This window comes from Herbaspirillum frisingense, from assembly GCF_047325095.1.
Classification (GTDB): Bacteria; Pseudomonadota; Gammaproteobacteria; order Burkholderiales; family Burkholderiaceae_D; genus Herbaspirillum; species Herbaspirillum frisingense.
In genome coordinates this window covers 2736246-2760863 of the sequence record NZ_CP168558.1, presented here as the reverse complement: position 1 = coordinate 2760863, position 24618 = coordinate 2736246, and the positions used below count along the sequence as shown (strand labels likewise).

Here is a 24618-nt window from a genome sequence, read left to right as displayed (position 1 = left end):
TTCAGGACTCTCTACGCAGGATCAGGGTGGACAGCGGCGGCAGGTTCAGTTCGATGGAGTTGGGGTGGCCATGCCAGCCCATGTCCTGCACCTCGACCCGGCCCATGTTGCCGCTGTTGCTGCCGCCATAGACGGCGGCATCGGTATTGAGCACTTCGCGCCACACACCGGGCTGGCCCGGTGCGATGGGTGGCACGCCAATGCGGTAGTGGGTGCGCGGCACCGGGGTCAGGTTGACCACGATGAGCACCGGCGGTCCCTCGTCGGCGTAGCGGAAGTAGGCCAGCACGCTGTTGACGCTGTCGTCGCCGACTGCCCAGGAGAAGCCGTCGGCGCGGCAATCGCGCTGGTGCAGTGCTGGTTCGCTGCAATAGAGATGGTTCAGGTCGCTGACCAGCTGGCGCAGCTGGCGATGGCCGGCCGGGTGGCCGCCATGTTCGTCCAGCAGGTGCCAGTACGGCGACTTGTCGTGGTCGAACTCGTCAGGCTGGCCGAATTCGCTGCCCATGAAGAGCAGCTTCTTGCCCGGGTGCGTCCACATGAAGCCATAGTAGGCGCGCACGTTGGCGAAGCGGCGCCATTCGTCGCCCGGCATCTTGTTGAGCAAGGCGCGCTTGCCATGCACCACTTCGTCATGCGAGATCGGCAGGATGAAGTTTTCCGAGAAGCCGTAGAGCAGACCGAAGGTCATGTCGTGGTGGTGATAGCGGCGGAACAGCGGGTCATGCTGCATGTAGCGCAGGGTGTCGTTCATCCAGCCCATGTTCCACTTGTAGTGGAAACCCAGGCCGTGATGATCGGCCTCGTCCTTGACTTCGGCGGTCACGCCCGGCCAGGAGGTGGATTCCTCGGCAATCATCAGCGCGCCCGGGCAGCGCTGGGTCACGACGGTGTTGAGCTCGCGCAGGAAGGCCACGGCTTCCAGGTTTTCGCGGCCGCCATGGATGTTGGGCACCCACTCGCCGGACTTGCGGCTGTAGTCGCGGTAGAGCATGGAGGCCACGGCGTCCACGCGCAGGCCGTCGACGTGGAAGTGTTCCAGCCACTCCAGGGCGCTGGCGATCAGGAAACCACGCACCTCATTGCGGCCGAGGTTGAAGATCAGGGTATTCCAGTCCTGGTGGAAGCCTTCGCGGGGGTCGGCGTGTTCATACAGCGCGGTGCCGTCGAACTGTGCCAGGCCATGCTGGTCGCTGGGGAAATGCGCCGGCACCCAGTCCAGCAGCACGCCGATGCCGGCCTGGTGGCAACGGTCGACGAAGGCGGCGAAGCGCTCCGGTTTGCCGAAGCGGGCACTGGGCGCGAACATGCTGATCGGCTGGTAGCCCCAGGAACCACCGAAGGGGTGTTCCATCACCGGCATCAGTTCGATGTGGGTAAAGCCCATGCCGACCACGTAGGGGATCAGCTCATCGGCCAGCTCATCCCAGGTGAGATTGCGATGCGCCTGTTCCGGCACGCGGCGCCAGGAGGCCGGATGCACCTCGTAGATGGACATGGGCGCCGAGGGCGACTGGCGCTGGGCGCGTTCGGCCATCCACTGCTGGTCCTGCCAGACATAGGGACGGGCATCGGCCACCACCGAGGCGGTAGCCGGCGGCGGTTCCGTGGCGCGCGCCACCGGATCGGCCTTGAGCGGCAGCAGTACGCCGTCACGGCCGAGGATTTCGTATTTGTAGACGTCGCCAGGGCCGATACGGGGGATGAACAGCTCCCACACGCCGGGCTCATGGCGCAGGCGCATCACGTGGCGGCGCCCGTCCCACTGGTTGAAGTCGCCTACCACCGAGACGCGCTCGGCATTGGGTGCCCACACGGCAAAGCGGGTGCCGGGCACGCCATCGATTTCCATCGGGCGCGCGCCCAGGCAATCGGCCAGTTGACGATGGCGACCTTCCTGCAGCAAGTGCAAGTCCAGCTCGCCCAGCAACAGGCCGAAGGCGTAAGGGTCTTCGGTGCTCTGCACGCTGCGGTTGCCGTCGGGGATATGCCAGTCCACGTCCAACACATAGGGGACCTGGTAGCGGCGCTGCTCCAGACCGGTGACGACACCGCTGAAGAAGCCGCTGGGCGAACCGTTGAGCGCATATTGCTGCAGCTCGCCCAACAGGGCGCCGCTATGCCGGCAGCGCACGCGGACCGCTTCGGCACCGGGGTGGAAGCAACGAATGGCGCTGACGCCGCTGGCCTCGCGCGCATAGCGGGGGCCGAGCAGGCAGAAAGGCTGGTTCAGGCGCCCTGCCAGCAGGGCTTCCAGCAGGCCCTGCTCTTCAAAGGACAGGGACAGCGCGGATTTTTCGAGGGGAGGAAGGGACGGCTCCGGGCTTGCGCCGGGGGCATGATGGGGGGGCGCCGAGCTGGCGTCGGAAGACGAATCCGCGGAGTCCAGGGATTCCCTATACGCCATGACAGACATGCCGGACATGCACACTCCTGTTGTTGTTATCTGGGTTGATCGAAATATCGATAGTCAGCATCCGGCGCACCGCGTGGCGGCACGCCGGCAAACACCTTCCCTGCCGCGTCCCGGATGGATGCAGGGACGCGGTGGGGCTTGAAAGAAAATTGTCAAAAGACGGCCGCAGCTGCCACGGCTGCAGCGACGCAATCAGGCCGCCGCCACGGCCGAAGGTCCGGCAACCACACCCGCCAGGGCCGCTGCAATGGCCGCTGCCGGACTGACCATGCCAGCCACCCGCTCATGGGCAACTGCGCCGTGGGCGACCTGCGCGGCCGGCCGCTCCACCGGCAAGGGACGCGGGGCAAACAGTGGGCGCACGGCCATGTCCGCCACGTGGGCATAGGCGTCGATGTAGGCGCGGGTGGGGCCGGCCCAGTCGCAGTCGATGCTCATGGCATTGCGCTGGATGGACTGCCAGCGCTCGTTGTCGTTGTAGAGCGCAAAGGCGCGGGCGACGGCGTGCTGCATGTCTTCCACGCGCTCGCCTTCGAACAGCACGCCGGTGGCGCGTTGCGGATCGAGATCGGCGTCGCATACGGTGTCGACCAGACCGCCGACACGGGAGCCGATGGGAATGGCCCCATAGCGCATGGCATACAGCGGGGTCAGACCAAAGGGCTCGAAACGGGTCGGGTGCAACAACATGTCGCTGCCGGCATGCAGCGCATGGGCGCGCCGCTCGTCATAGCCGATATGTACGGCGATGCGACCAGGATACTGGCGGGTGAGGGCCAGGAAGGCGTCTTCGTAGTCATGGTCGCCGCAGCCCAGCACCACCACCTGCAGGCGCGGATGGCGATCCAGGATGCCCGGCAATGCCTCGATGACGACGTCGGCCATCTTCTGGTGCGAGATGCGGCTGCCCAGGCCCATCACCGGGGCGAAGGGATCGACCGGCAGGCCGAACAGCTTTTGCAGGTCGCGCTTGCAGGCAGACTTGCCCTTCATGTTGCCGACGCTGAAATTGCGGGCGATCAGCGGATCGTTGGCGGGATTCCACAGCTCGGCGTCAATGGCATTGGGGATGGCGCGCAGGTCCAGCTTGCGGAAGGACAGGATGCCGTCCATGCCGCAGCCGAAGCGCGGGGTCATGATCTCTTCGGCATAGTTGCGGCTGACGGTGGAGACGCAATCGGAGAAGCGGATGCCGGCCTTGAGGAAGGACAGCTTGCCCCAGTATTCCACGCCATCGCCGGTCAGCAGGTGCTGGGGAATACCGATCTGCTCGGCCGAGCTCAACGCGAAATTGCCCTGGAAGGCCAGGTTGTGGATGGTCAGCATGGTGCCGATGTGATCCAGCCCGCGCAGCTTCAGGAGGCAGGGAATCAGCCCGGCGTGCCAGTCATTGGCGTGCACCACGTGCGGTGCCGGCAGGCTGGTCTCGCCGGCGCAGATGGCCACGGCCGCATGCGAGAGGTCAGCGAAGCACAGCGCGTTGTCGCTGAACTCCACGCCATCGGCATCGACATAGGGGTTGGCGCCGCGCTGGCGGAAACGCGCGGTATCGAGCAGCAATGCCGGCACGTCGGTGCCGGGGATGGTGCCGCGCAGGAGCCGGCCGGCGCCGCCGGGCAGCCCATGCTTGAGACCGATCTGTAGCGTATCGCCAAGATTGCGCACCGCCTCCGGATAGGCGGGCATGAGGATGCTGGCGTCGATGCCGACTTTGCGCAGCGCTACCGCCAAAGCGGTGATGACGTCGGCCAGGCCACCGGTCTTGACGAGCGGTACGGCCTCCGAGCTGACTAACAGAACTCGAGCTTGCAAGATGGACCCCTAATGTGTGAAAGCACCTGAGATGGAAAGCACCCTTGGCTCGTCGCATCGCATTGCATCTGCACCTCGGCCGGGCTTGATCCGGTGGCCGGGCGAAGACATGTCCTTGTTGTTATGTTGGCCTGGACAAACTTTTGAGCGCCGATGATTACGTTATACGGATCAGGATCAGCCCTCACTATCGGACAGCGGCCTGAGATCGCGTAGGATGAATCCTACTGTTGCAGCGCGGCGAAAAAAAACCGGAGCTGCACGCTGGGCAGAAATCCGTGTTGGTGACGAGGCCTGCTACCGCACTGCACGAAAACGCAAACGCCGGCCGGGCCACGAAGGTCGGGCCGCAGTACGACGAATTGACGATGAAGAGGGTGCAGTGCCGGCGGTTCAAGTGGCGGTGCTGGCGTGGCTGCCGTGGCTGCCGTGGCGAGTATCGCCGCTGCACGCGGTGATGAACCCCCACTTTAGCCAAAGGAGCCTGAAAGCCGCCAATTGAACCTCGCTATATGGGGACCAGCCCGATTGCGGCCCTGTATCCCTCATCCGTGGGAAGGGCCGCCCAAGCTCTGCCGTGCAGTCCACGGCATGGCTGGCGGGATCAGGCCTCGACCCGGAAGCCGACCTTCAGACCGACCTGGAAATGGCCGATGCTGCCATTTTCGACATGGCCACGGCACTGGGTGACCTCGAACCAGTCGACGTTCTTGACGGTCTTGACGACGTCGGCCAGGGCATTGCGGATGGCTTCGTCGCTGCTGTTGGGCGAACTGCCCACGACTTCGATGATCTTGTAGGTGTTGGAATTGTCGTGCTTGCGCTCGTTCATTGGAACTCCTTGCATGAGGTATGAGGGGATGGACGGTTCAGCAAGGCTAGCCGCTCATGCCGGCAGCCGACATCGGCCAATGCCACCAATTGGCGTAGGAATCGATGCGCAGGGATAGCGGGACTCTGGTACCAATCGGCAAGCCCGCGCATCGGGGGCCCGAAACTCACCTTGCATTGCTGCGCAGCAAATTCCAAGAGAATGGCAGGTGGTGATCCTTGCCCCACCCCAACATTTCGCGACTTCCTACAAAAATTTAGGTCGCCGAACACCTGTTGCAGCGCAGCTAAAACGGCTAATATGCTTTCATCTGGCTTGCCAAAACGTTCACATATCGGCCGCGATTTTTCCTCGCCGGCCCCCTGCGAACAGGATTTGGCAGCCCTGCCCGCCGGCCCTGCCGGCCGCGGGTCTGCACAAGATTTTCATCCCTTGGAGAACATCATGTCGCAACTCAACCCTGGCATTCCAGGCAGCCCGCAGCAAGGGGCTCCCGTCAAAGCGATCAGCGCACCGCCGGAAGACCTGCAACACGTCAACGACGATGCCGCCGCCGCCCGCCACCTGACCGCCCTCCGCATTCGCGGGCAACTGGCGGAACTGGACAGCGAACGGCCACAAGCCTGAACTTCCCGGCGTCGTCGCTAAGACGCTGCGGCCAGTGCTCACGGGTATCTACCCGGCGAGCACTGGCCGATTTTTTTAGAGCGTGTCGACTGCTGTGCCTGCGCTCTCAGGCACAGGCGGCCTGCTCTCATGCCCTGCTCTCATGCCCTGTTCTTCCTGAAGCCATCAACGCAATCCCAGTCTGCGGACCAGTCGGCTCAGGTTGGCCCGGTCCAGCCCCAGCTCGCGTGCGGCAGCCGCCAGGTTGCCCTGGTGTCGCTCCAGGCTGGCACCGACCAGCTCGCGCTCGTAGCGCTCCACTGCATCGCGCAGTGACAAAGAGAGCGGCCCCTGCGTGGCGCCGGTCGGCTTGACTCCCGCGACAGCACTCCCCATTGCCGTGCTTGCATCGGACGCGAGTGCCAGCGGCGTGCGCAGGTCCAGCGCCTCGGCGTCCAGCGTGAGGATGGATGGACGCTGCGGCTGTGCTGCCAGGGCACGCAAGGCGCTGCGGCCGACCAGATGTTCCAGCTCCCGGATGTTGCCCGGCCAAGGGTAGTCCAGCAGGGCGCGCTGGGCGTCGGCGGACAGCCGCAGGCTGGTCAGGCCCAGTCTTGCGCGGTTCTGCTCCAGGAAATACCCGGCCAGCAGCAGCACGTCGCGACCCCGCTCACGTAGCGGCGGCACCCGGATGGGAAAGACCGACAGGCGGTGATAGAAGTCGGCCCGGAAGTGACCGCGCTTGACCTCTTCGGCCAGGTCGCGATTGGTGGCGGCGATCAGGCGTACATCGACCCGATGTTCACGGTCCGAACCCACCCGCTGCAATTGCCCGCTCTGCAGTACCCGCAGCAGTTTGGCCTGCACCGCCAGCGGCAACTCGCCGACTTCATCCAGGAACAGCGTGCCGCCATCGGCCATCTCGAACTTGCCGCGACGATCAGCCACCGCGCCCGAGAAGGCGCCACGGACGTGACCAAACAGTTCGCTCTCGACCAGGGTGTCGGGCAAGGCGGCGCAGTTCAGGCTGATCATGGGCTTGTGGGCGCGGGGCGAGGCGGCATGCAGGGCGTGCGCCACCAACTCCTTGCCGGTGCCGGTTTCGCCGCTGATCAATACCGTCATGTCGCTGGGTGCGGCCATGCGTATTTCTTCCTTCAGCTGGCGCTGGGCCGAGCTCTGGCCGATCAGTTCGCGCTTGCCCTGGCTTTCCTCCAGCCCGAGACGATAGGCTTCGGCACGCTGGCGCGCCTGTTCTCCGGCTTGCGAGAGGTCACTGATGCGCTCGGCCACGTTGACGGTGGCGGCCGCCAGCGCGGCAAAGGCATGCAGCGAGGCCATGTCGACCCGGTCGAAGCGCCCCGGCCCCAGCGCATCCAGCGTGACCAGGCCCCAGGGACGGCCGTTGACGGTCAGCGCGCAACCCATGCAATCGTGCACTTCCAGCTGGCCGGAATGGGCGTCGTTGAGCCCGTCGACCAGCCCATCATAGGGGTCGGGCAAGCTGGAATCGGCCGGGAAGCGCGTCGGTGCAACATTGGCCAGCAGCACGCCGAAGCGCGGATGATCTGCCACCCGGAAGCGCCGCCCGAGGGTGTCGCCAGAAAGACCGTCGATGGCCAGCGGTACCAGCACCTCGCCCTCCAGCCGCAGCAGCGCAGCCGCGTCGCAGGGAAAGAGCGTGCGCAAGGTCTGCAGCAGGCGCCGATAGCGCTCCCGATCATCGATCTCCCGGGAGAGGTCGGCCACCAGCGGCAACAGCGCATCCAGCAAGGCCTTTGAGGTCATATTGACTACCGATAATGTGAATTAAAGTCATTATGACACAGGTATAAATGACATGGATATTTCCTAAGTCATTGATTTTATTGGGGCGAAATGATGGCACGGCTTTTGTAATACATCAGGGCAGACCGGTACTCCGGCACCTCCACTCCACCACTGAAAGGCCCAGCATGCTGACCGAAGCCCAACTCGCCATCGTCAAGTCGACCGTCCCCCTGCTCGAATCGGGCGGCGAGGCCCTGACCACGCACTTCTACCAGATGCTCATGCGTGACTATCCGCAAGTGCGTCCCTTGTTCAATCGTACCCACCAGGCCAGCGGCGACCAGCCGCGGGCGCTGGCCAACGGCGTGCTGATGTATGCCCGCCACATCGACCGCCTGGAAGAACTGGGCCCCCTGGCGGCACAGATCATCAACAAGCACGTCGCCGTGCAGGTCATGCCCGAGCACTACCCGATGGTGGGCGATTGCCTGCTGCGCGCCATCCGCGAAGTGCTGGGTGCGGACATCGCCACCGATGCCGTCATCGACGCCTGGGGCGCGGCCTATGGGCAGTTGGCCGATATCCTCATCGGCGCCGAGCGCCAGCAGTACGACAGCAAGGCCGAAGCGCCCGGTGGCTGGCGCGGTGGCCGCCATTTCGTGGTCAGCCGCAAGGTGGCCGAGAGCGAGGAAATCACGTCCTTCTACTTCGTGCCGCAGGATGGCGGCAGCCTGCTGGACTTCGAACCGGGCCAGTACATCGGCCTGCGCATGATGGTCGACGGGGAGGAGCAGCGTCGCCAGTATTCGCTGTCGGCGCCGCTGCGTCAGAACGGTCAGCCGGCGCAGTACCGCATCAGCGTCAAGCGCGAAGCCAAGGGCAAGGTCTCGCGCCATCTGCATGACCAGATCCATGTGGGATCGGTGGTGGAACTGTTCCCGCCCTCCGGCGAGTTCACCTTGACCGCCAGCGCCAGGCCGCTGGTGCTCATCAGCGGCGGCGTCGGCATCACGCCGATGATGAGCATGCTGGTCGCGGCCCTGCCCAGCGGCCGCCCGGTGCACTTCATCCACGCCGCCCGTCATGCGGGTGTGCATGCCTTCCGCGGTACGCTGGAAGAACTGGCTGCCCGCCATCCCCAGCTGCAGGTGCGCTTCTGCTACGAGAACCAGCGTGCCGGCGATGTGGCGCCGCATGCGCACGGATTCATCGATGTCGCGCTGTTGCAGCAGTGGCTGCCGGCCGATCGTGATGTGGACGCCTACTTCGTCGGCCCCAAGCCCTTCATGAAGGCCATCAGGCAGGCGCTGGAGGAACTGGGCGTACCGGCGGCGCAGGCGCGTTACGAATTCTTCGGACCCGCAGCCGCCCTGCAGTAATGCCCCTGCCCCCGCAGCCGGCCGACCTGGCCGGGTGCGGGTTCTTCCATCACCCATGAGCGAAACGATATGAACCTGGACAAATACCGCCGTGAACACGCCGACATCATCGGCCACGTACAACAACTCAAGGCCCTGTGCTCGCAGGGCATCGCCGAAGAGGCTGCCTCCATCGCCCGCGAAGTGATTGCGATGAGCTCGGTCATCAAGCTGCACCTGTCGGTGGAAGACCGCTACCTCTATCCCGCCATGCAGGAGGCGTCGCCCGCACTGGCCGCCAAGGCCAGGCATTATCAGGAGGAGATGCAGGACATCTCGGCGCAATACGCCCAGTTTTCGCGCCAATGGAATGACGCCCAGCGCATCGCGGAACAACCCGAACTGTTCCGTGCCGATGCCAATCGGGTGTTGAAGCTGCTGTTCGACCGCATTGGCCGTGAGAACCGGGACTTCTATCCCATGGTGGAAGCGGCGTAGCTTGTAGTGGGCGGCGCTGGCAGCCGGCGTCGCCCATTGCCCAACCTCGCTGCCATGCAGCAAAAAATTACCACTCTCTCGCCCAAATCCTAGCGCCATTGCCCTGATCACCTCTGATTATCAAGGCAGGATTGATTTCCGACAATTTTTCGCGACGCAGCAAATGCTAAGCTGGAGGCCCCTCCTCCTCCGAAAGAATTCATGTCCGAGAAACTCAGCGCCGAGCGCCACACCCCCGATGAGCTGACCCAGGAACTGGAAGCCCTGGACCTGGAGATCGTGCGCTTCGCCGTGATCTGCCAGGTGCGCCTGTTCGATCCGGGCGTGCTCAACCAGGTGATGGACAACAACGAGCAGATCTGCGGACAGTCCCACCCTACCGCCTTCCAGAGCCTGCGCGGCCTGCTCTACCTGCACTTTGACATGCACCGGCAACTGGCCCAGACCTATGGCACGGCCGACGCCGAAGAGATCATCCATCGCGTGCGCGAGCACCTGCGTCCGCGCATCGGCGAGCAACTGGGTTCGCTGTTCAATACCCGCGGCGCTGCAGGTTGAAAGCAGCGCCGCTCAAGCCACCAGGCGTTCCCCGAGGCTGGTGCCGGTGGCGAAATCGCTGAGGTTGTCGATGGTGGTCTGCATGATCTGACCGATGGCTTCCTCGGTGAAGAAGGCCTGGTGACCGGTAACGATCACGTTGGGAAAGGACACCAGGCGCTGGATCACGTCGTCGGTGATGATGGTGGAGGACAGGTCCTGGAAGAACAGGCTGGCCTCCTGCTCATAGACATCGATGGCCAGGCCGCGCAGCTGGCCGCTCTTGAGGGCAGCGATGGCGGCCTCGGTATCCACCAGCGCGCCGCGGCTGGTATTGACCAGGATGCAGCCGGGCTTGGTGACCGCCAGGGTCTGCGCATTGACCAGATAGCGCGTGGCCTCGGTGAGCGGGCAATGCAGCGAGATCACGTCACTGGCCGCGAACAAGGCCTCGCGCTCCACGTAACGGCCGCCCAGTGCCTCGAAATCCGGGTTGCGATGCACGTCGCTGCCCAGCACGGTGCAGCCGAAACCGGCCATGATGCGGGCAAACAGCGCACCGATCTTGCCGGTGCCGATCACGCCCACGGTCTTGCCGTGCAGGTCGAAACCCATCAAGCCATCCAGTTCGAAATTGCCTTCGCGCGTGCGCATGCTGGCGCGGGCGATCTTGCGATTGACCGCCAGCAGCAGACCCACCGCGAACTCGGCCACCGAATAAGGTGAATAATCGGCCACCCGCGCCACCGTGATGCCCAGCCTGCGCGCGGCCTGGATATTGATATGGTTGAAGCCGGTGGAGCGGGTGGTGACAAAGCGTATGCCCTGGGCCGCCAGACGCTCCAGTACGGGTGCGCCGAGATCGTCGTTGACGAAGGCTGCCACCGCCTCGCAGCCGCTGCACAGTTGGGCGGTATCGCTGTCGAGCCGGTCCTGCAGGAACACCAGTTCGTGGCCCGCGCCAGACTGGGCATTGGCACGCAGGAGCAGGGTCTGGTCGTAGCGGCGGGCGCTGTAGACGGCGGTTTTCATGGAGACCTTTCGAGACGGGTGGAGATGGGAAACGGTGGGCGGGGCCGCAGGGCCGCAGAGCCGCACAAACGTGATGCGGCATTGCACCATATTTACGGCCAGCTTGCCTTGACGCAGTGCAGAACTACGCAAAACAACGCCGGAAAGCCCTTCTTTTGGCCGGATTGGCTCCCCAAGCTTTCATCCAGCTATCGAAAAAACCGATATTTGCTTCCATCCCGGGTCGGGGTGGTCCATGGCCGGGAATTCGGGCATAGAATCGGCGGCGCAATAGCTGTCCCCACAAAAAAGATCCTGACACAACCTGCCGCATGGCGGGACGAGACAGGCGCAAGACCGGAAGCAACACGGTCCGCCCAACAGATAACGAGGCACATATCATGACGACATCCACTTCTTCGCCGTCGAAGTTTTCCACGGTGCTGCGGGTTACCAGCGGCAACTTCATGGAAATGTTCGATTTCTTCCTGTTCGGTTTCTACGCGACGCACATCTCCAAGGCCTTCTTCCCGGGCGACAACGAGTTCGCGTCCCTGATGCTGACCTTCATGACCTTTGGCGCCGGTTTCCTGATGCGTCCGCTGGGCGCCATCATCCTGGGCGCCTACGTGGACCGCGTCGGTCGCCGCCAGGGCCTGATCGTGACCCTGGCCCTGATGGCGCTGGGCACCATGCTGATCGCCTTTGTCCCCTCCTACGCCACCATCGGCGCGCTGGCGCCCGTACTGGTGCTGATCGGCCGCCTGCTGCAAGGCTTCTCGGCCGGCGTGGAGCTGGGCGGTGTATCGGTCTACCTGGCCGAAATGGCCACGCCCGGCCGCAAGGGCTTTTACGTGAGCTGGCAGTCCGGCAGCCAACAGGTGGCCATCATCGTGGCGGCCGCCATCGGCTACGCACTCTCGACCACCCTCACCCCGGCCCAGGTCGGTGACTGGGGCTGGCGTATTCCCTTCTTCATCGGCTGCCTGATCGTGCCGGTGCTGTTCGTGATCCGCCGCTCGCTGCAGGAAACCGAAGAGTTCATGCGCCGCAAGCATCGTCCGAGCACCGGCCAGATCTTCCGCTCCATGATCGAGAACTGGAAGCTGGTCATCGCCGGCATGATGCTGGTGTCGATGACGACCGTGTCGTTCTACCTGATCACGGTCTACACCCCGACCTTCGGCAAGAACGTCCTGAAGCTGTCCACCGAGGCCAGCCTGATCGTCACCTTGTGCGTGGGCGTGTCCAACTTCATCTGGCTGCCCATCATGGGCGCCCTGTCGGACCGCATCGGCCGTCGCCCCATCCTGGTGGCCTTCACGGTACTGACCATCCTGACCGCCTACCCGGCCGTGAACTGGCTGGTGCATGACGCCACCTTCGGCAAGATGCTGATCGTGGAACTGTGGCTGTCCTTCCTCTACGCCAGCTACAACGGCGCGATGGTGGTGGCACTGACCGAAGTGATGCCAGCCGACGTGCGTACCGCAGGTTTCTCGCTGGCCTACAGCCTGGCCACGGCAGTGTTCGGCGGCTTCACCCCGGCCATCGCCACCGGCCTGATCCAGGCCACCGGCGACAAGGCGGCGCCTGGCATCTGGATGAGCGCAGCCGCAGTGTGCGGCCTGATCGCCACCCTGATCCTCTACCGCAACAAGACGGCACAGCAGGTGGCTGCAGCCTGACTAGCGTTTTTGCAATAGCTATTGGAATGATGGGCCGCTGAAGCTAAGCGGCCCTTTTTTATGCGCGCAAGCAACGGCACGCCATAGGGTCAGCGCAGGCTGGACAGGGGCAGGAACAGGGTGAGCGGAGCATCCCGCAGATCGATGAACCCGTGATGCCGGTAAAAAGCGGCTGCCTGCGGGTCCTTCGCCTCGACCACCATGACCGCCCCTGGAATCTCGGCTGCCACTGCCCGGCGCATGGCATTGACCAGCAGCGCGCTACCGAGGCCGCGCCCCTTGAACTCCCTGTCCACGGCAAGGCGACCCATGCGGATGGCCGGGATGGCGCCATAGCGCGGCAGCTTGCGTCGTAGATCATCCGGCAGTCCGGCCAGCGGCACGCTGGCACTGGCCAGGGTGTAATAGGCGGCGATGCGCTGGCTGTCATCGAGAGCGACAAAGCAGGCGGCCACGCGACGACGGATGTCCTGCGAGACCTGCTCCCGCAGGTAGCGGTTTAGTGCAGGTACGCCGCAGTCGAAGCGGCTACGATCATGAATCCCGGTCTCCAGCGCCGTCACCAGGAACGGCGGGCGCGTCATTCTTCAGTGCGCAGAAGCTTGTCATGACGCGCCATGGCGCGCTTGAGGGCGGGCGATGGCGATGGAGGCGCCAGCAAGGCCTCCGCGAAACGCTGCTGGTCCTGAAGTGAAAGGCGGATCACCTCGGCCTGCTCGATGGTCTTTTGCGCAGCCTCCTGCACGGCGCTTACGACGAAATCGGTCAGCGTACGACCTTCGATCTCGGCGGCACGCTTGAGCAATTGCTGCAATTCAGGACTGATCCGGGCTTCGAGCCTGGCGGTTGAGACGGCGGGCATGATGTTTTCCTCCGGAAGGCATTGTACGGCAAATTGCCGGATCGATGGCAACCCGGCCAGTTGATGGTGTGTGGATACAGCGGCCGTCTCTTCAGCACTCACTACCCAGGGGCAAATGAAGCGGCCTGGCAGGCTGGCATCAGGCCGTGCGAATCTCTTCCAGCAAGTCCGGATGGCGATCCAGCAGCCGGAATAGCTTGACGAGTGACAGCGGTGGCTTGGTCTTGCCGTTTTCGTAGCGGGAAAAGGCATTGACACCGCCCCCGAAGAGTTCAGCAGCCTGACGCTGGTCGAGGTCGAGCTTGCGGCGGACGCGGGCGATGTAGTCCGGATCGACGTAGGCTGCATTGATGCGGCGCTGGAACTGCCCGATCAGGGCGCTGTAGCGATCCCCCTGCTCGCGATTGAGCAGTATCTCGCCACAAGCCGGACAGAAATTCCCCGTCACCGCTTCAATGACCGTGCTTTCACCCTTGTAGACGTAGGTCAGGTTGCGGGTGTCGCGCACCAGTTCAGCGCCACCACAGGAGGGACATTTCATTTCATAGCTCCTTGAAGGAAACGACAAGCACCTCATCGACCACCGTCAACTTGACGTAGGCCCATACGCCCGCAGCGAGCCGGGCGTGATAGACGTCCTGCCAGATACGATGGTCCATGTGCGTTGTCATGCTTTTATGGAAGTCGTCAGGCGTCAGCCGCAGCACCACGGCGCAGATGCCATCAAGGTCCTCGATCCCGATGGCACGGGCGCCCTGGAAGGCAGCGGCCGTGGCCTGGACCTTCCCGGCCTGGACCAGGGCATGGACCACGGCAAGCTTGCAGTGTGCAGTGCGCTTTTCCATGCGGATTCTAACCCAATAGGTGATTAAACCAAAAAGGTTAATGGATCATCACCGCCCGACAAACCGCTGCCCCTTGAATCGAAGGAAATACAAAAATTTCTTCAAGTCTTATATAAGAGTTGAAGCATTTCCGCCCGCTTAGGAGTAAACTACCGCTGTTTTTTGCCGCGGCCCTCTGGCAGCAGTACGCCGGGAACGCCGCCCCGGGAGACGAATTTCCGCGCAGCAAGCCGACAAGGAGATGGCACCAGTCCAGGCCGACAGAGCAAGGACGATCCATCCGGCGCTGCGAGGATCGCACCAAAGCACATCAACACACCAACGCAAGGACATCATCGTGACTACTGGCAACCCGACCATCATCTATACGCTGACCGACGAGGCACCCTATCTGGCGACCCACTCGCTCTTGCCCATCGTCAAGAAGTTCACCGCTCCGGCTGGCATCGACGTCGTCGAAAGCGATATTTCGGTGGCTGCTCGTATCCTGGCTGAATTCCCGGAGTACCTCACCGATGAGCAGAAAGTCCCCGACAACCTGGCCGCACTGGGCGCACTGACCCAGAGCCCGGACGCCAACATCATCAAGCTGCCCAACATCAGCGCCTCCATCCTGCAGCTGCAAGCGGCCATCCGCGAACTGCAGGCACGCGGCTACAAGTTGCCCGACTATCCGGAAAACCCCTCCACCGACGAAGAGAAGGCCCTGCAAAAGCGCTACGCCAAGGTCACCGGCAGCGCCGTGAACCCGGTCCTGCGCGAAGGCAACTCCGATCGCCGCGCACCCAACGCCGTCAAGAACTACGCCCGCAAGCACCCGCACTCGATGGCCAAGTGGTCCATGGCCTCGCGCACCCACGTGGCGCACATGCACGGCGGCGACTTCTACGCCGGTGAAAAGAGCCTGACCCTGGACAAGGCCGTCGACGTCAAGATGGACCTGGTCACCAAGTCCGGTGAAACCATCGTCCTGAAGTCCAAGGTCTCGCTGCAGGCCGGTGAAATCATCGACAGCATGTTCATGAGCAAGAAAGCCCTGTGCGCCTACTACGAAGAACAGATGCAGGATGCCTTCGATACCGACCTGCTGCTGTCGGTGCACGTCAAGGCCACCATGATGAAGGTCTCGCACCCCATCGTCTTCGGCCACGCCGTGCGTACCTACTACAAGGACACTTTCGCCAAGCACGCCGCCCTGTTCGCCGAGATCGGCGTGAACCCGAACAACGGCATGTCGGGTGTCTATGAAAAGATCAACACCCTGCCCGAAGCCAAAAAGGCTGAAGTGCTGGCCGACCTGAAGGCCGACGAAGCCAAGCGTCCGCGCCTGGCCATGGTGGACTCCGCCAAGGGCATCACCAACCTGCACGCCCCCAACGACGTGATCGTCGATGCCTCCATGCCGGCCATGATCCGCGCGGGTGGCAAGATGTGGAACGCCGCCGGCAAGACCGAAGACACCAAGGCCCTGCTGCCGGAATCGACCTTCGCCCGCATCTATCAGGAAATCATCAACTTCTGCAAGACCAACGGCGCCTTCGACCCGACCACCATGGGTACCGTGCCCAACGTCGGCCTGATGGCCCAGAAGGCCGAGGAATACGGTTCGCACGACAAGACCTTCGAAATCGCGCAAGCCGGTGTGGCCCGCATCGTCACCCTGGATGGCCAGGTCCTGCTGGAGCAGAACGTGGAAGAAGGCGACATCTGGCGCATGTGCCAGGTCAAGGACGCAGCGGTCCGCGACTGGGTCAAGCTGGCCGTGACCCGCGCCCGCCTGTCCGGCATGCCGGCCGTGTTCTGGCTGGACCCGTACCGTCCGCACGAAGCCGAACTGATCAAGAAGGTCAACACCTACCTGAAGGAACATGACCTGACCGGCGCCGACATCCAGATCATGTCGCAAGTGCGCGCCATGCGTTACACCCTGGAGCGCGTCATCCGCGGCCTGGACACCATCTCGGTGACCGGCAACATCCTGCGCGATTACCTGACCGACCTGTTCCCGATCATGGAACTGGGTACCTCGGCCAAGATGCTGTCGATCGTTCCGCTGATGGCCGGCGGCGGCATGTTCGAAACCGGTGCCGGCGGCTCGGCGCCCAAGCACGTGCAACAGCTGGTCGGTGAAAACCACCTGCGCTGGGATTCGCTGGGTGAATTCCTGGCCCTGGCCGTGTCCATCGAAGACGTGGGCATCAAGACCGGCAACAACCGCGCCAAGATCCTGGCCAAGACCCTGGATGCCGCTACCGGCAAGCTGCTGGACAACAACAAGTCGCCGTCGCCCAAGACCGGTGAACTGGACAACCGCGGCAGCCACTTCTACCTGGCCCTGTACTGGGCCCAGGAACTGGCCGCGCAGAAGGACGACGCCGATCTGGCCAAGCAGTTCGCACCGCTGGCCAAGGCACTGACCGACAATGAGCAGAAGATCGTGGAAGAGCTCAATGCGGTGCAGGGCAAGGAAGTGGACATCGGTGGCTACTACCTGCCGGACCGCGAAAAGACCTTCGCCGTGATGCGTCCGAGCGCCACGCTGAACAAGGCGCTGGAATCGCTGTAAGGCGCCTTCATCTGCCGGAGGGTAGCTGGAGCACCCTCCTGCAGTGAAAACGGAAAGGCCGCGAAAGCAAGTTCGCGGCCTTTTTGCTTTTTGCGGCTGAGCCTGCATGGCAGGAGCATGCGAGAAAGCTGCTGGTGAATCGACTACCGTTCGGACTGAGTAGCCGCACATGTGCGGCGTATCGAAGATTTACCGTCAGTGCATCTTCGATACGCGGCAAGCCGCTACTCAGTCCGAACGGTTCTCAGGGCATCCTCCCATGATCATGTGCCGGCCCGATTTCAGGCGCCATCGAGCAGGAAATTGCGCCGCACATCCAGCTCCGCACCCTCACCGGCCGTCTCATCCTTCAAGGCCACGCCCGACAGGCTGCGCTGGTGCGCCTGGGCCATCAGGTAATGCAGCTTGTAGGCCGCTTCCGGATAGGGCAAGCCCTCCGGGCGTACGTTGGAAATGCAGTTGCGGCTGGCATCGGTCAATCCACGTGCCGGCATCCAGGTCAGGTACAGGCCCATGCTGTCGGGTGAGCTCAGGCCCGGGCGCTCGCCGATCAGGATCACCACCAGCTTCACGCCCAGCAATTCCCCGATCTCGTCAGCCACCGCCACCCGGCCCTGCTGCACGATCACCGGCGGCGCCATGGTCCAGCCTTCCGGTGCGATGCGTCGCATCACCTCGCCCAGGAAAGGCGCGGCATTGCGCACGATGGCGCGGGCCGAGAGGCCATCGGCGATGACGAAGCCGACGTCGTAGCTACGTGGCGCCTGGCCGCCGAAACGCGCCAGCAACTGCTGGCGCGATGCCTCCGAGAGCTTGCGTCCGAAGTCAGGACGCTGCAGATAGACCAGGCGGTCCGTTGCTGCGCTCTGGACCTGCAGTACGTCTTCGGCAGCGCAGATGCCCTGCTGCTGCAACTGTGCCGTCAAGGCTGCCACATCCAGCGGCAGATGCACGGCATCCCGCGCCTGCGCATGCGCCAGCTGGAAGGCCAGTTGCGGCGCGGTCGGCAGACTGACACCGCTGCGCCCCAGGGCGATGCGTGCAGCGGTGAAACGGCGTAGCGCTTCCCACGGATTGGCCGTGACCGATTCCGCACCGGCGCTGACGTTTTCTGCACCTGAAGGGGAAATGGGCTGGTCGTCCATGGTCATTGCAGCCGCAGCAAGGTATCGCGAAAACCCGGTGCCATGTCGGCATGCAGGCGGAAGGCGGCGGCGTCGCTGCCCTGGTTGAAGATCTGCATCCGGTGCAGCCAGGCCTCGAACTCGGGCGCGGGGCGCGAACCCAGCACCCGGCGCGCATACAGGGCATCGTGGAAGGATGTGGTCTGGTAGTTCAGCATGATGTCGTCCGAGCCGGGGATGCCCATCACGAAGGTACAGCCGGCCACGCCCAGCAGGGTCAGCAGCACGTCCATGTCGTTCTGGTCGGCCTCGGCGTGGTTGGTGTAGCAGACGTCGCAGCCCATGGGCAGGCCCAGCAGCTTGGCGCAGAAGTGGTCTTCCAGACCGGCGCGGATGATCTGCTTGCCGTCGTAGAGATATTCGGGACCGATGAAGCCGACCACCGTATTCACCAGCAGCGGCTTGAACGCCCGCGCCACCGCATAGGCACGGGCCTCGCAGGTCTGCTGGTCGATGCCGTGATGGGCATTGGCGGAGAGCGCACTGCCCTGCCCGGTCTCGAAATACATGACGTTGTCGCCCACGGTACCGCGCTTGAGCGACAAGGCGGCTTCTCGCGCCTCGCCCAGCAGGGAGAGATCGATGCCGAAGCTGCGGTTGGCGGCCTCGGTGCCGGCAATCGACTGGAATACCAGGTCCACCGGCGCACCGCGCTCAATGGCGGCAATCGTGTTGGTGACGTGGGTCAGCACGCAGGATTGGGTGGGGATGTCATAGCGCGCAATGACGTCGGCCATCATGCCGACCAGCTTGACCACCTGCGGCACGTTGTCGGTGGCGGGGTTGATGCCGATGACGGCGTCGCCGTTACCGTACATCAGGCCATCGAGCATGCTGGCAGCGATGCCGCTGGCGTCGTCGGTCGGATGATTGGGCTGCAGTCGGGTCGAGAGCCGGCCCGGCAGGCCGATGGTATTGCGAAAGGCCGTCACCACGCGGCACTTCTTGGCGACCAGGATCAGGTCCTGGTTGCGCATGATCTTGCTGACGGCCGCTGCCATCTCCGGGGTGATGCCGGGCGCCACCGCTGCCAGCACGGTGCTGTCTGTGTCGTCGGCCAGCAGCCAGTTGCGCAGGTCGCCTACGGTGAGATGGGCGATGGGCGCGAAGGCGGCGCGGTCGTGGCTGTCGAGGATGAGACGGGTGATCTCGTCCTCTTCATAGGGGATGAGCGGCTCTTCCAGGAAGAGCTTCAGCGGCAGATCGGCCAGCGCCATCTGCGCAATCGCCCGCTCTTCGGCGCTGCCCGCCGCCACCCCGGCCAGCAGGTCGCCCGAGCGCGCCGGGCTGGCCTTGGCCATCAAGTCCTTGAGATCGCGAAACACGTAGCTGGCGCTACCTGCGCTGTGCCGGAAACGGTGTTCGGCCATGATGCTGCTCCTCCTTGTTCGCCGGAGCCGGTGCTGCCGTGGGTGGCAGCACCGGCCCGGTCTGGCACCCAGCCGCTCAGCTGGTGAGCAGTTGCGGTGCGGTCTTGCCGTATTTGATGCTGGTTTCGGCCGGCACCCAGTTGCCGGTCGATTCCTGCCGGCCCTGCAGCAGGAAGCGTGGCTTGTCGGTGCTGATCTGGTCGGCCGCCAGCTTGGACAGCTCGCCGATCTTGCCGTTCTTCATGCGGTTGACGATGAGCCCGAAACGGGTCTCCGGGAAGTCCCGCAGCATATCGTAATCGCCATCGCTGTCGCCTGCCACGAACAGCGGGCCGTAGCCCTTCTGCGCCACCAGCACCTGCTTGATGGCGACCGTCTTGCCCGGCCCCCAGGTCAGCGGCCAGTCCTTGAGGTAGGCATTGCGGAAGGCCTGGCCGTTGCGCTCCAGACGCAGGCCGATGACGTTGTCACGCGTGACGTGGTAACCGTACTTGGGATGGGTCGCGAACACCGCCACCACATCTTCCAGCGAGGCGGTACAGACATAGACGTCGATGCCGTTGCGGCGCAGGCTGTCCATCAAGGTGGCGATCTCGGTGCACAGGCGGATGCCGTGGAAGTGCGACACGCTCACCACGCCCGCCTTGCCCGGACGGTCGGCCGGGCTGGTGTACTTGACCTTGGTCAGCGCGGCGCCCAGTGCAGCATCGTTGGAGGCCTCGGCCAGGGCGCTTACCTCGGCCACGCTCATGTTGGCGAAGAAATAGATCACCCACGGATAGCCGACGTTCACGCCATGGGTGTCGTTGACCGCTTCGTAGAGGTAATACAGCTTGGCGCGGAAGTCCTGGAACTCGGTGGTGGCCGTCACTTCCTCCAGCGACTTGCTGCCGGCCATGCCCTTGTAGTTGGCATGCAGGAAGGCATAGTCGGCGTCCAGATCGGCGCAGATGGAGTCGAGGTCGACGATCTGGCCGGCGGCGTTCTTGAAGTCCTTGCTGAACGGACCCGGCGGCACGTTCTGGCGCGTGATGGCGGCGAACTCGGCCGGGCTCAGCTTGAAGGACAGCGTATTGATCTGGTACATCAGCAGCGCTTCCTCGCAGTCGTTCATGATGCTGGTGTTGTCCCAGTCAAAGACCGCGTAGGGGCGCTTGCCGGACTGGTAGCCCGGCGCCAGCTTGCCGTGTTCGGCGATCATCTGCGCCACCATGTCGTGATTGCGCATGGCCCACTTGGCGCGGTCCAGCGCCACCTCGGCGCGGCTGGCTGCATGGGCCGGGCTGGCCAGGGTCGCCAGCGTGCCGCCGGCGGCAGCGGCCAGCAGGCTGCCCAGGAAGCCACGGCGTTGCAGCGCGGGAGGGTGGGAGTCGGTCGTCGGTGTGTACTTGTTGTTCATGATGGCCTTGAGGAAATAAAAGTTTTATATCGTTTGGAAAATCATGCCGCTCAGGATTTCGCCATCGCCGCCGCACCCTCCGCCCGGTGTCGCGCCGTGGCCAGGAACCAGGCATAGCCCAGGGCCAGCAGGCCGACGAAGATGCCGAAGATCAGCGGGTTGTAATAGATCATGGTGGCCATGCACACCAGCGCGCCGAACAGCGCGAAGGCCGGGAAGTATGGGTACAGGGGTGCCCGGAACGGGCGCTCCAGGCCGGCCTCGTCGCGGCGCAGGCGGAACAGCGAGAGCATCGACAGGATGTACATCAGGATCGCGCCGAACACCGACATGGTGACGATGTTGGCGGTGAGGGTCTGGCCGCCGATCTTGATGAGTTCATCGCTGTAGATGGCGGCAATGCCCACCACGCCGCCGGCCAGGATGGCCCGGTGCGGAGTCTTGAAACGGGGATGGACACGGGCGAAATAGGCCGGCAGGTAACCCTCACGGGCCAGGGCGAAGATCTGCCGCGAATAACCCAGGATGATGCCGTGGAAGGACGCCACCAGCCCGAACAGGCCCAGCCACACCAGCATGTGCAGCCAGTTGCTGTTCTCGCCGACGATCAGCTTCATGGCCTGCGGCAACGGGTCGTTGATGTTGGCCAGCTTGGTCCAGTCACCCACGCCACCGGCGAAGAGCATCACGCCGATGGCCAGCACCACCAGCGTCAGGATGCCGGTGATATAGGCGATGGGGATGGAGCGACGCGGGTCCTTGGCTTCCTCGGCGGCCATGGCCACGCCTTCGATGGCCAGGAAGAACCAGATCGCGAACGGGATCGCCGCAAACATGCCCGGCACCGCCGCCAGGCTGAAGCCATCGCTGCCCGACCAGCCGCCCTTGGTGAAGTTGGCCATCGAGAAGCCCGGCGCCACCACGCCCATGAAGACCAGCAGTTCGAAGATCGCCAGCAGCGTCACGCACAGCTCGAAGGTGGCGGCGATCTGCACGCCCACGATATTGAGCGTCATGAAGACCAGATAGGCGCCCAGCGCGGCCAGCTTGGGGTCGAGCGCCGGAAACTGCACGTTCAGATAGGCCCCGATGGCCAGCGCAATGGCCGGCGGCGCGAAGACGAACTCGATCAGCGTGGCCGCCCCGGCCAGGTAACCGCCCACCGGCCCGAAGGCGCGCTTGCTGTAGGCAAACGGGCCGCCGGCATGGGGGATGGAGGTGGTCAGTTCGGTAAAACTGAAGATGAAGGTGGCGTACATGGCCGCGATGAACAGCGCCGTCACCGTAAAGCCCAGCGTGCCGGCGCTGGCCCAGCCGTAGCTCCAGCCGAAATACTCACCGGAGATCACCAGCCCGACCGCAATGGCCCAGAGCTGCAGGGTGGACAGGACGGGCTTGAGCGTATGCCCCTGCCCTGAAGAGCTTGCATTCATCGGATTCTCCTGTTGGCGCGAGAGGTGGGCCGCACTGTGGCGGCCGTCAGGGTGGCAAAAGAGCCATCTTTGTGGGCATGCGGCTTGCTTGATTTTGATCAAGACGCTGCCCTAGCGACGCAATATAGCAACGGCCAAATCGGCGGCGTTATCGAAATTCGGCAAAACTGCGTCGCCTGCGGGCGGCTATCGATGCCACTCATCTATGGAGTCGTCCCATGTCCTCTCTTGCACTGTCCCAGCCTGACACAGTGGCAACGCACAGCCGGCGGGCATTGCGCACCGCCGTTGCGCGTGACGTGGACGAACATGCCCATAACCTCACCGACTGGGAGCAGCGCTACGACCAGCTTGCCTGCGGCAGCTTCGAGGGTGTGCTGCAGGAGTGGCAGAGCGAGGGGCTGCAGATCTTCCGCGAGGCCGGCAGCCGTGCCGTGCGCCAGTCCTGCCAGGTGTGGCCGGATGCCTACTGGTTCGGCATCGAGGTGCGCACCATGGGCATGCGCATCAATGGCCGCCTGGTGCCACAGGACGTGGTGATGACCCGACCCGGCGCCTGCGAATTCGAACTGGTCACGCCGGATCAACATGACATCTTCGGTGTCGTGGTCCAGCGCGACGCCCTGCAGGCCAGCGCCGCCCGGCTCGGCTGCCAGCCCGACTGGCGCCGGCTGGGTCAGGCCGAAATGCTGAAGGTCGATGCCGGCGGCCTGGACGATTGCCGCCACCAGATCGGCGCCCTGCTCGCGCTGGCCGGCCAGGCCAGCGGCCAGGCAGCCCATGCCGCCCTGCAACTGCGCCAGGAAGCGGTACTGGTCTCGCTGCTGGCACTGCTGGACGAAGGGGATATAGAAGCCGAGGCCGGCGCCAGCCTGCTGCGCCGCCGTCGCATCGTCAACGATGCCCGCGATCTGGCCCTGGCCCATCAGGAAAGCCCGGTCACCGTGCCCATGCTGTGCGAGGCATTGCATGTGAGCCGGCGTACGCTGCAATACTGTTTCGAGGATGTGCTGGGCGTGAGCCCGATGAGCTACCTGCGCCTGCTGCGCCTGAACGGCGTGCGCCGCGCGCTGGCCCAGGGCGATGGCCGACAGCCCATCGGCGACATTGCGGCGGCCTGGGGTTTCAGCAATTTCAGCCAGTTCTCGTGCGACTACAAGAAACTGTTCGGCCAGTCGCCCTCGGCCATGCTGCAGGCCCGTACGTCGCACTGAGCGGGCCGGGCATTTGCCGGCTATAGTGGCAGGCCGACGCACGCACAGGCTCGCCCCCTTTGAGACCATGGCCCGACCACCCTCTTCCCTGATGTCCCTCGCCTTCGCCCTGGCGTTGCTGCTGACCTCCCTCCTGGGCCACTGTGCCGCCGCCTCCGCTGCCTCCGCCGCATCCACTGCCAGCGGCGACGCGATGCGCCAGCCTTTGCTGCTGGAAGGCCCCGCTCGCTCGCCCTACACCTTCGGCCTGTATGCCAATGCCGATCTGGGCCAGTTGCCAAGCCACGTGCGGCAGGCCGTGCTGATCCTGCACGGCGTCAAGCGCAACGCCGACGATTACTTCGCCATCGGTCAACACCTGCTGACGATGGCTGGTCTGGCAGCGTCCGACAACTTGCTGCTGGCCCCCAACTTCATGGCCCACAAGGACCGTGGCGTGCTGCCGGGCATGCCGGTATGGGGCGGCGGCGCCTGGATGCAGGGCGAACCGTCGGCGCGGGGCGTGACGGGGATCACCAGTTTCCAGGTGCTGGACGACCTGCTGCGTTGGCTGGGTGACCCGCGGCGCTTTCCGGACCTGCGCGAGATCGTGCTGATCGGCCATTCGGCCGGGGCGCAGCTGCTGCAGCGCTACGCGGTGTTGAATGCGGTCACGGAAGAGCTGCAACAGACGGGCATCCATGTGCGCTATGTCATCTCCAGCCCCTCCTCCTACCTCTACCTGAGCCCGGAACGCCCGCTCGGCGACGGCTTTGCCATCCCGACTATGCAGATGCAGGCCTGTCCGCGCTACGACGACTACCGCTACGGGCTGCAGCATGCGCCCGCCTACCTGCCGCCACCGCAGCTGGACGGACGCCAGCTGTTTGCCCGCTATGCCGCCCGGGACGTGCGCTACATGGTGGGTGCTCGCGACACTGATCCGCAGCACCGCTACCTCGACCATGCCTGCGGCGCGGCGATGCAAGGCCAGACCCGGGTGGCGCGACAACTGGCCTACGTGGGCAGCGAACACGACCTGTCGCAGCGCTGGCAGATTCCGGTCGATCATCCGCAACGGCAGATCCCCGGCGCCGCCCATGGTGCGGCGCGGCTGTTCGGGGCGCCGGAGGCGGTGCAGTGGATCTTCCCCACACTGTCTGGCGCGGCACGACGTGAAAGCGCTGGCAGTCGTCTGCCATAGACGGCACAATGCCGGCTGCCTCCATTTGATCAAG

The 24618-nt window shown here is 64.2% G+C and carries 22 protein-coding genes; 9 read left to right on the top strand and 13 right to left on the bottom strand.

Annotation, left to right across the window (positions count from 1 at the left end; genetic code table 11):
• Nucleotide 1: 1 nt before the first annotated feature.
• On the bottom strand, nt 2–2425 hold the full coding sequence (glgB, locus tag ACEOAC_RS12800; RefSeq protein ID WP_413445188.1) for a 1,4-alpha-glucan branching protein GlgB: 2424 nt from the start codon (nt 2423–2425) through the stop codon (nt 2–4).
• A gap of 183 nt (nt 2426–2608) precedes the next feature.
• Nucleotides 2609–4228, bottom strand: coding sequence for a glycogen synthase GlgA (gene glgA, locus ACEOAC_RS12795; protein ID WP_413628367.1), 1620 nt, complete (start codon nt 4226–4228; stop codon nt 2609–2611).
• A gap of 217 nt (nt 4229–4445) precedes the next feature.
• Between glgA and ACEOAC_RS12790 the strand changes: the two genes are divergently transcribed.
• Nucleotides 4446–4730, top strand: coding sequence for a hypothetical protein (locus ACEOAC_RS12790; RefSeq protein ID WP_413444255.1), 285 nt, complete (start codon nt 4446–4448; stop codon nt 4728–4730).
• 102 nt (nt 4731–4832) lie between these two features.
• On the opposite strand, the gene ACEOAC_RS12785 is transcribed toward ACEOAC_RS12790, so the two are convergent.
• Nucleotides 4833–5060 carry a dodecin gene (locus tag ACEOAC_RS12785; protein ID WP_413444254.1) on the bottom strand — a complete coding sequence of 76 codons (228 nt, stop codon included), beginning with the start codon at nt 5058–5060 and terminating at the stop codon, nt 4833–4835.
• A gap of 444 nt (nt 5061–5504) precedes the next feature.
• On the opposite strand from ACEOAC_RS12785, the gene ACEOAC_RS12780 reads away from it, so the two are divergent.
• Nucleotides 5505–5687: a hypothetical protein gene (locus ACEOAC_RS12780; RefSeq protein WP_039875641.1), complete on the top strand. Its 183-nt coding sequence runs from the start codon at nt 5505–5507 to the stop codon at nt 5685–5687.
• 165 nt (nt 5688–5852) lie between these two features.
• Here the strand turns inward: ACEOAC_RS12780 and norR are convergent, their stop codons facing one another.
• A complete protein-coding gene (gene norR / locus ACEOAC_RS12775; protein ID WP_413444253.1) occupies nt 5853–7454 on the bottom strand; it encodes a nitric oxide reductase transcriptional regulator NorR in 1602 nt (533 codons plus the stop codon).
• Between the two features lie 167 nt (nt 7455–7621).
• Here norR and hmpA point away from each other — a divergent pair, with 167 nt between their 5' ends.
• The 3 genes from hmpA (at nt 7622) to ACEOAC_RS12760 (ending at nt 9850) form a co-directional block, all read left to right on the top strand.
• Nucleotides 7622–8815, top strand: a complete 1194-nt coding sequence (hmpA, locus tag ACEOAC_RS12770; protein WP_413444252.1) for an NO-inducible flavohemoprotein — start codon at nt 7622–7624, stop codon at nt 8813–8815.
• Nucleotides 8816–8884: 69 nt separating this feature from the next.
• Complete coding sequence (locus ACEOAC_RS12765; protein WP_241811550.1) at nt 8885–9292, top strand: hemerythrin domain-containing protein; 408 nt, start codon at nt 8885–8887, stop codon at nt 9290–9292.
• Nucleotides 9293–9493: 201 nt separating this feature from the next.
• On the top strand, nt 9494–9850 hold the full coding sequence (locus tag ACEOAC_RS12760; RefSeq protein WP_006463847.1) for a hypothetical protein: 357 nt from the start codon (nt 9494–9496) through the stop codon (nt 9848–9850).
• A gap of 12 nt (nt 9851–9862) precedes the next feature.
• Here ACEOAC_RS12760 and ACEOAC_RS12755 read toward each other — a convergent pair whose 3' ends face one another.
• A complete protein-coding gene (locus ACEOAC_RS12755) occupies nt 9863–10861 on the bottom strand; it encodes a 2-hydroxyacid dehydrogenase (protein ID WP_413444251.1) in 999 nt (332 codons plus the stop codon).
• Between the two features lie 380 nt (nt 10862–11241).
• Between ACEOAC_RS12755 and ACEOAC_RS12750 the strand changes: the two genes are divergently transcribed.
• Nucleotides 11242–12528 (top strand): MFS transporter, encoded by a 1287-nt coding sequence (locus ACEOAC_RS12750; RefSeq protein WP_006463849.1) that lies wholly within the window; start codon nt 11242–11244, stop codon nt 12526–12528.
• An 89-nt stretch (nt 12529–12617) separates the two neighbouring features.
• On the opposite strand, the gene ACEOAC_RS12745 is transcribed toward ACEOAC_RS12750, so the two are convergent.
• The 4 genes from ACEOAC_RS12745 to ACEOAC_RS12730 form a co-directional block, all read right to left on the bottom strand.
• Nucleotides 12618–13112 carry a GNAT family N-acetyltransferase gene (locus tag ACEOAC_RS12745; protein WP_413444250.1) on the bottom strand — a complete coding sequence of 165 codons (495 nt, stop codon included), beginning with the start codon at nt 13110–13112 and terminating at the stop codon, nt 12618–12620.
• On the bottom strand, nt 13109–13390 hold the full coding sequence (locus ACEOAC_RS12740; protein WP_413444249.1) for a DUF1778 domain-containing protein: 282 nt from the start codon (nt 13388–13390) through the stop codon (nt 13109–13111). Before ACEOAC_RS12740 ends, ACEOAC_RS12745 begins: the two co-directional genes overlap by 4 nt.
• Nucleotides 13391–13529: 139 nt before the next feature.
• Complete coding sequence (locus ACEOAC_RS12735; RefSeq protein ID WP_413444248.1) at nt 13530–13931, bottom strand: type II toxin-antitoxin system MqsA family antitoxin; 402 nt, start codon at nt 13929–13931, stop codon at nt 13530–13532.
• A 1-nt stretch (nt 13932) separates the two neighbouring features.
• Nucleotides 13933–14235: a type II toxin-antitoxin system MqsR family toxin gene (locus ACEOAC_RS12730; RefSeq protein ID WP_413444247.1), complete on the bottom strand. Its 303-nt coding sequence runs from the start codon at nt 14233–14235 to the stop codon at nt 13933–13935.
• Nucleotides 14236–14572: 337 nt separating this feature from the next.
• Between ACEOAC_RS12730 and ACEOAC_RS12725 the strand changes: the two genes are divergently transcribed.
• Complete coding sequence (locus ACEOAC_RS12725; protein ID WP_413444246.1) at nt 14573–16801, top strand: NADP-dependent isocitrate dehydrogenase; 2229 nt, start codon at nt 14573–14575, stop codon at nt 16799–16801.
• A gap of 281 nt (nt 16802–17082) precedes the next feature.
• Here the strand turns inward: ACEOAC_RS12725 and eutC are convergent, their stop codons facing one another.
• The 4 genes from eutC to eat all read right to left on the bottom strand — a co-directional run bounded on the left by eutC (nt 17083) and on the right by eat (nt 22187).
• Nucleotides 17083–17952, bottom strand: a complete 870-nt coding sequence (gene eutC, locus ACEOAC_RS12720; protein WP_413444245.1) for an ethanolamine ammonia-lyase subunit EutC — start codon at nt 17950–17952, stop codon at nt 17083–17085.
• Nucleotides 17949–19355, bottom strand: coding sequence for an ethanolamine ammonia-lyase subunit EutB (locus tag ACEOAC_RS12715; RefSeq protein WP_241811556.1), 1407 nt, complete (start codon nt 19353–19355; stop codon nt 17949–17951). Before ACEOAC_RS12715 ends, eutC begins: the two co-directional genes overlap by 4 nt.
• Before the next feature lie 76 nt (nt 19356–19431).
• On the bottom strand, nt 19432–20754 hold the full coding sequence (locus ACEOAC_RS12710; RefSeq protein ID WP_413628366.1) for an HAD family hydrolase: 1323 nt from the start codon (nt 20752–20754) through the stop codon (nt 19432–19434).
• 50 nt (nt 20755–20804) lie between these two features.
• Nucleotides 20805–22187 carry an ethanolamine permease gene (gene eat, locus ACEOAC_RS12705; RefSeq protein WP_077238078.1) on the bottom strand — a complete coding sequence of 461 codons (1383 nt, stop codon included), beginning with the start codon at nt 22185–22187 and terminating at the stop codon, nt 20805–20807.
• 218 nt (nt 22188–22405) lie between these two features.
• Here eat and ACEOAC_RS12700 point away from each other — a divergent pair, with 218 nt between their 5' ends.
• Entirely contained in the window at nt 22406–23401 is a 996-nt protein-coding gene (locus ACEOAC_RS12700) for a helix-turn-helix domain-containing protein (RefSeq protein ID WP_039875644.1), read from the top strand.
• 67 nt (nt 23402–23468) lie between these two features.
• Nucleotides 23469–24584, top strand: a complete 1116-nt coding sequence (locus ACEOAC_RS12695) for a hypothetical protein (RefSeq protein WP_413444416.1) — start codon at nt 23469–23471, stop codon at nt 24582–24584.
• The last annotated feature ends 34 nt before the right edge of the window (nt 24585–24618 follow it).

Bases quoted from the DNA above. Each gene is read 5' to 3' on its own strand.
- glgB (WP_413445188.1), bottom strand. From the start codon at position 2,425: ATGTCCGGCATGTCTGTCATGGCGTATAGGGAATCCCTGGACTCCGCG.
- ACEOAC_RS12790 (WP_413444255.1), top strand. From the start codon at position 4,446: ATGAATCCTACTGTTGCAGCGCGGCGAAAAAAAACCGGAGCTGCACGC.
- ACEOAC_RS12785 (WP_413444254.1), bottom strand. From the start codon at position 5,060: ATGAACGAGCGCAAGCACGACAATTCCAACACCTACAAGATCATCGAA.
- ACEOAC_RS12780 (WP_039875641.1), top strand. From the start codon at position 5,505: ATGTCGCAACTCAACCCTGGCATTCCAGGCAGCCCGCAGCAAGGGGCT.
- norR (WP_413444253.1), bottom strand. From the start codon at position 7,454: ATGACCTCAAAGGCCTTGCTGGATGCGCTGTTGCCGCTGGTGGCCGAC.
- hmpA (WP_413444252.1), top strand. From the start codon at position 7,622: ATGCTGACCGAAGCCCAACTCGCCATCGTCAAGTCGACCGTCCCCCTG.
- ACEOAC_RS12765 (WP_241811550.1), top strand. From the start codon at position 8,885: ATGAACCTGGACAAATACCGCCGTGAACACGCCGACATCATCGGCCAC.
- ACEOAC_RS12760 (WP_006463847.1), top strand. From the start codon at position 9,494: ATGTCCGAGAAACTCAGCGCCGAGCGCCACACCCCCGATGAGCTGACC.
- ACEOAC_RS12755 (WP_413444251.1), bottom strand. From the start codon at position 10,861: ATGAAAACCGCCGTCTACAGCGCCCGCCGCTACGACCAGACCCTGCTC.
- ACEOAC_RS12750 (WP_006463849.1), top strand. From the start codon at position 11,242: ATGACGACATCCACTTCTTCGCCGTCGAAGTTTTCCACGGTGCTGCGG.
- ACEOAC_RS12745 (WP_413444250.1), bottom strand. From the start codon at position 13,112: ATGACGCGCCCGCCGTTCCTGGTGACGGCGCTGGAGACCGGGATTCAT.
- ACEOAC_RS12740 (WP_413444249.1), bottom strand. From the start codon at position 13,390: ATGCCCGCCGTCTCAACCGCCAGGCTCGAAGCCCGGATCAGTCCTGAA.
- ACEOAC_RS12735 (WP_413444248.1), bottom strand. From the start codon at position 13,931: ATGAAATGTCCCTCCTGTGGTGGCGCTGAACTGGTGCGCGACACCCGC.
- ACEOAC_RS12730 (WP_413444247.1), bottom strand. From the start codon at position 14,235: ATGGAAAAGCGCACTGCACACTGCAAGCTTGCCGTGGTCCATGCCCTG.
- eutC (WP_413444245.1), bottom strand. From the start codon at position 17,952: ATGACCATGGACGACCAGCCCATTTCCCCTTCAGGTGCAGAAAACGTC.
- ACEOAC_RS12715 (WP_241811556.1), bottom strand. From the start codon at position 19,355: ATGGCCGAACACCGTTTCCGGCACAGCGCAGGTAGCGCCAGCTACGTG.
- ACEOAC_RS12710 (WP_413628366.1), bottom strand. From the start codon at position 20,754: ATGAACAACAAGTACACACCGACGACCGACTCCCACCCTCCCGCGCTG.
- eat (WP_077238078.1), bottom strand. From the start codon at position 22,187: ATGAATGCAAGCTCTTCAGGGCAGGGGCATACGCTCAAGCCCGTCCTG.
- ACEOAC_RS12700 (WP_039875644.1), top strand. From the start codon at position 22,406: ATGTCCTCTCTTGCACTGTCCCAGCCTGACACAGTGGCAACGCACAGC.
- ACEOAC_RS12695 (WP_413444416.1), top strand. From the start codon at position 23,469: ATGGCCCGACCACCCTCTTCCCTGATGTCCCTCGCCTTCGCCCTGGCG.